Below are 4,044 nucleotides of genomic sequence, written 5' to 3'. Positions count from 1 at the left end.
ATATCACAAAGGCTGAAATACCTGTGGGTCTACTGTCTTGAAAAGGTTAAATAGATATCTCCTTTCCAGCGCTATCAAGTATCTGCTCATCGCCCAGATGGCGGGGGTCAGCATGTTCCTTGTCATCGAATTCTTTCAGCATACGGACCGCTTCACCGAATCGATGCATGCCTTCGCGATGGTCGTGCTCTACATAGTGCTCCTCCTTCCCTATTACTTCAATCTCATCCTTCCCCTCGCTTTTTTGGTGTCCATGCTGATAGTGCTCATACTCATGATACGGGGCAACGAAATGATCGTGGCGCGGACATCGGGGATCAGCACGCTGTCGCTCATGAAGCCCTTCCTGGGTTTTTCCCTCGTGCTGATACTGCTCTCCTTTCTCCTCGCCGAATGGATAGTACCGCTTTCCGCGAACGCCTCCAATTACATATACCAGGTCAAGATCAGGGGCGAGGAATCCCACGTCTTCATCAAGAACGACAGGATATGGTTCAAAAGAGACAACAGGATCTGCAACATAGATTATTTTGATACGAAGAAGGATATCATCAAGGGGCTCACCGTCCTGGAACTGGGGAACAACTTTGCCGTCGTCAAGAGGACGGACGCCCAGCAAGGCATCTGGAAGGACGGCACCTGGCATTTCACGGGCGTCGCCGTCAGGACATTCGAGAAGAACGGCTATATCACCAAGCGTGAGTATGCCAGGGTGAGCAATATCATCACCGAGCAGCCTTCCGTTTTCAAGATCGCGGAAAGAGACCCGGAGGAGATGAGCTACAGGGAGCTCTCACGCTACATTTCCCGCCTCAGGGAGGACGGACACGACGTGAGGCGGTACCTCGTGGACCTCTACAACAAGGTCGCCTTTCCCTTCATCAACCTTATCATGGTCTTTGCCGCCTTCTCGGTTGGCTTGAGATACGCGAAGACCAAGCATGTCTCCAAGGGCATATTCTCAGGCATCCTGGTGGGCGCCCTGTACTGGTTCTTTCACTCTGTATCCCTGTCACTCGGTTACTCGGAGATATTTCCTCCTCTTTTCTCGGCATGGTTCTCCAACTTGCTTTTTATCGCCTCCGGTGTCATAGGTATCGTCACATTGAGGACATAGGCCCATTTTGCGCGTCTTTGGCTACAGGAAAGGAGTTTTGTTTTGCGAGCATATCTGGATATTGAGACGGACAGAAGGGGGAACATCTGCGTTATCGGCCTTTTGGTCGAGAACAACGGTTTTCTCCAGTGGTACGGCGACGGCATCTCGCCTGAGACCATCGAGCGGGAGCTTTCAAACGTAAAGACCATCGTCACCTTCAACGGGGACCTCTTCGATCTCCCGCAGATGAAAAAATGCCTTAACATCGACCTTCAATCCAATTTCATCTCCCGGGATCTCTTCAAGGACAAGAAGAAGCTCGGCATCAAGGGCGGGCTCAAGCAGCTCGAAAAGATGTTCGGCATCGAACGCAAGACGGAAGGCGTAAACGGGTACCAGGCCATGTGGCTCTGGGAAAAGTACAAGAGACACGGGAACCGGGAGGCCCTGAAGTTGCTCCTTGAATATAACAAGGAAGATGTCGTCAACCTGACGCGGCTCGAGGAGATCATCGATCAACTCGGAGGCGGCGCGCTATGATAGAGCAACCTTTTGAGATCGACTCACGGTACAACCGGATAAGCGGCATCATGATCATCCCCCGGTCCAGAAAGAGATTCCCCTGCGCCGTCCTTTCCCATGGACTGGTGAGTTCGAAGGAGAGCTCGAAATACATAACGCTTTCCGAACGGCTCTCGGAGGCGGGAATAGCCTCCTGCAGGTTCGACTACCATGGTTGCGGGGAGAGCGGTGGGAACATAGAGGAGACAACCCTGACCATACGACTCGACAACCTGAGCGCCATTGTCGACCATGTGCTTTCCCACCCTTCCGTGGACCCCGCAAGGATAGGCATCATAGGAAGCAGCTTCGGCGGCTCCACGGCACTTCTCAAAGCGGCCCGTGATGAGCGGATCCGGTGCGTGTCCCTCTGGGCCACCCCCCACCTGCTGGAGAACAAGGACGAGAGCACCATCTCCGACATCGTCTTCAAGGAAACGATATTCACGGATTTCCAGTCATACGACGTGCTGGGAGAGGCCAGGAAGGTGTGCCGGGCCCTCGTCATTCACGGAGAGGCCGACGAGGTCGTCCCCTGCGCTGAAGGAAAAGCGATCTACAAACGTCTGGGCAAACCCAAGGCCATTGAGGTGATCAAGGGCGGCGACCACATCTTCTCGGCGGAAGCCCACAGGAACAAGGCCATCACCCTCGCCCTCAACTGGTTCAGAAGATACCTCATCTCGGACGGAGAAAAGTAAAGACGCACACGAGTCTTTCGCTCCGCGAAAAACGGGTATACGAGCATACGAGGAAAGGATATAGTTCTCTTTCTTCTCCTTGCCGCGTCAGCCCGTAGGCGCGAAGAGCCGACCCGTATGCCCGTCCGCGTCTCTATTCTTTATGTTTGTCGTTCTTCAGTTTGACCCTGTCGCGGATCAGGTCGCCGAGGACGTTGGAGAGGCCGATACCCAGCGCGAGAGACATGGTGAGGACGATACCACCGAAAACTATGAGAAAACTGACCGTCACGATGGTGTTTCCGAGGCCTATGTATTCGAAGACTATTCCGAAGGTGATGACAATGAGGAGGATCCTTACCCCTTTGGCGATGAAGTCGGCATACTTGATCCTGGCATTCTCGCAGGTGAGATAGATGATCCTGCCGAGGAAATTGCTGAATATGATGCCGATGATGAGAATGACCAGCGATACTATGATGTTGGGAAGGGCCGAGGAGATCCTGGAAGCATACTCGGAGAACTGCGTGATCCCCATGTAGTTAAGCCCGAAGGACAGGAAAAGGACGATGAAGATCCAGTAAACGATCTTGCTCAGGATAAGGGAAGGCGGACTCCTGATGCCGCCCTTTTCGAGAAAGGTGATCATCCCCGCGTCCTGCGCCCACCTGTCAAACCTGAAAAGGACAAGCAGCTTGCCAAGGAGCTTCTTGATGAACCAGCTTATGATGAACCCCAGGATCATCACGATGACCATGACGATGATACTGAGAAAGACCTCCTGAAAATTGTCGAAAAGATCCAGGAACATGTCCTGAAAAAACTTCATGATTTCCTGCATGGGAACATATTATGCAAAGTGCTCCGCCATGTCAACGGAAATTCGGGTTCCCATTTTTTTGTTGACATTCATCATTGATTCGTTTAGGAAATTGTAAAAATTGAAAGGAGGGAGTATACATGCCTGCAAAAGTTGATCAAGATGCCTGCACAGGGTGCGGAGCCTGTGCCGAGATCTGCCCCGCCGATGCTATCACCGTTGATGACACGGCAAAAGTTGACCCTGAACTGTGCACCGAATGCGGCGCCTGTACAGAAGAATGTCCCGTAGAAGCTATCACTTTGGAAGAGTAAACCGGCTGACCTGACACGCAAATTATAAAAGGATGGGGTGTCGCCACCCCATCCTTTTATCGTATTCCTTCCTTACCTTCTTCTCTCTTACAGACCCTTTACCACCACTTCCGAAAGGTCCATGGCCTTCATGGTCTCGATCTTTTCCTTGTCCTTGATGGCGTCTTCCATCATGATAAGGCAGTATGGACATGCCGTCACGACGGTATTGGCCTCGATCGCTATGGCCTCGTCGATCCTGGCATGGTTTATCCTCTTGTGATGCTCTTCCATCCATATCCGGCCGCCGCCGCCGCCACAGCAGAAGCTCTGGTTGTGGTTCCTGCGCATCTCCTCGTAGGCACCCTTGCTGACCTTTCCGAGGACGTTGCGGGGCTGGTCGAAGATGCCGTTGACCCGGCCGAGATAACACGGATCGTGGAGCGTCACCTTTCCTTCGAGGGCGGGATTCAGTTTGAGCTTGCCTTCGCTCATCAGCTTGTTGATGAATTCCGCCTGATGGTAGACCTCGAAGTTGCCGCCGATCTGCGCGTATTCCTTCTTGATCGTGGTGTAGCAGTGAGGACAGGT

6 protein-coding genes are annotated in these 4,044 nt (G+C 52.7%); 4 read left to right on the top strand and 2 right to left on the bottom strand.

Going from position 1 to position 4,044, the window contains the following annotated elements; translation table 11 throughout:
* Positions 1-37: 37 nt before the first annotated feature.
* The 3 genes from lptG to GXX82_09500 are packed head-to-tail and all read left to right on the top strand — an operon-like array spanning position 38 to position 2,361.
* Entirely contained in the window at positions 38-1,117 is a 1,080-nt protein-coding gene (gene lptG, locus GXX82_09510) for an LPS export ABC transporter permease LptG (GenBank protein ID NLT23271.1), read from the top strand.
* Positions 1,118-1,159: 42 nt separating this feature from the next.
* Positions 1,160-1,639 (top strand): ribonuclease H-like domain-containing protein, encoded by a 480-nt coding sequence (locus GXX82_09505; protein ID NLT23270.1) that lies wholly within the window; start codon positions 1,160-1,162, stop codon positions 1,637-1,639.
* Positions 1,636-2,361, top strand: coding sequence for a prolyl oligopeptidase family serine peptidase (locus tag GXX82_09500; protein ID NLT23269.1), 726 nt, complete (start codon positions 1,636-1,638; stop codon positions 2,359-2,361). Before GXX82_09505 ends, GXX82_09500 begins: the two co-directional genes overlap by 4 nt.
* A gap of 133 nt (positions 2,362-2,494) precedes the next feature.
* Here the strand turns inward: GXX82_09500 and GXX82_09495 are convergent, their stop codons facing one another.
* Positions 2,495-3,169: a hypothetical protein gene (locus tag GXX82_09495; protein NLT23268.1), complete on the bottom strand. Its 675-nt coding sequence runs from the start codon at positions 3,167-3,169 to the stop codon at positions 2,495-2,497.
* Positions 3,170-3,300: 131 nt separating this feature from the next.
* Between GXX82_09495 and GXX82_09490 the strand changes: the two genes are divergently transcribed.
* Positions 3,301-3,474: a 4Fe-4S binding protein gene (locus GXX82_09490; protein NLT23267.1), complete on the top strand. Its 174-nt coding sequence runs from the start codon at positions 3,301-3,303 to the stop codon at positions 3,472-3,474.
* A gap of 87 nt (positions 3,475-3,561) precedes the next feature.
* Here the strand turns inward: GXX82_09490 and GXX82_09485 are convergent.
* Positions 3,562-4,044: (Fe-S)-binding protein (locus GXX82_09485; GenBank protein ID NLT23266.1), on the bottom strand; the 483-nt coding region annotated here is incomplete at its 5' end.

It is taken from the genome of Syntrophorhabdus sp., from assembly GCA_012719415.1.
In the GTDB taxonomy this organism is placed as follows: domain Bacteria; phylum Desulfobacterota; class Syntrophorhabdia; order Syntrophorhabdales; family Syntrophorhabdaceae; genus Delta-02.
Note: the sequence above shows the minus strand (reverse complement) of the source record. Positions and strands in the feature narration are given on the sequence as shown.

Coding starts and splice junctions, on each gene's coding strand:
- GXX82_09495 (NLT23268.1), bottom strand. CDS start 3,169: ATGAAGTTTTTTCAGGACATGTTCCTGGATCTTTTCGACAATTTTCAG.
- GXX82_09490 (NLT23267.1), top strand. CDS start 3,301: ATGCCTGCAAAAGTTGATCAAGATGCCTGCACAGGGTGCGGAGCCTGT.
- GXX82_09500 (NLT23269.1), top strand. CDS start 1,636: ATGATAGAGCAACCTTTTGAGATCGACTCACGGTACAACCGGATAAGC.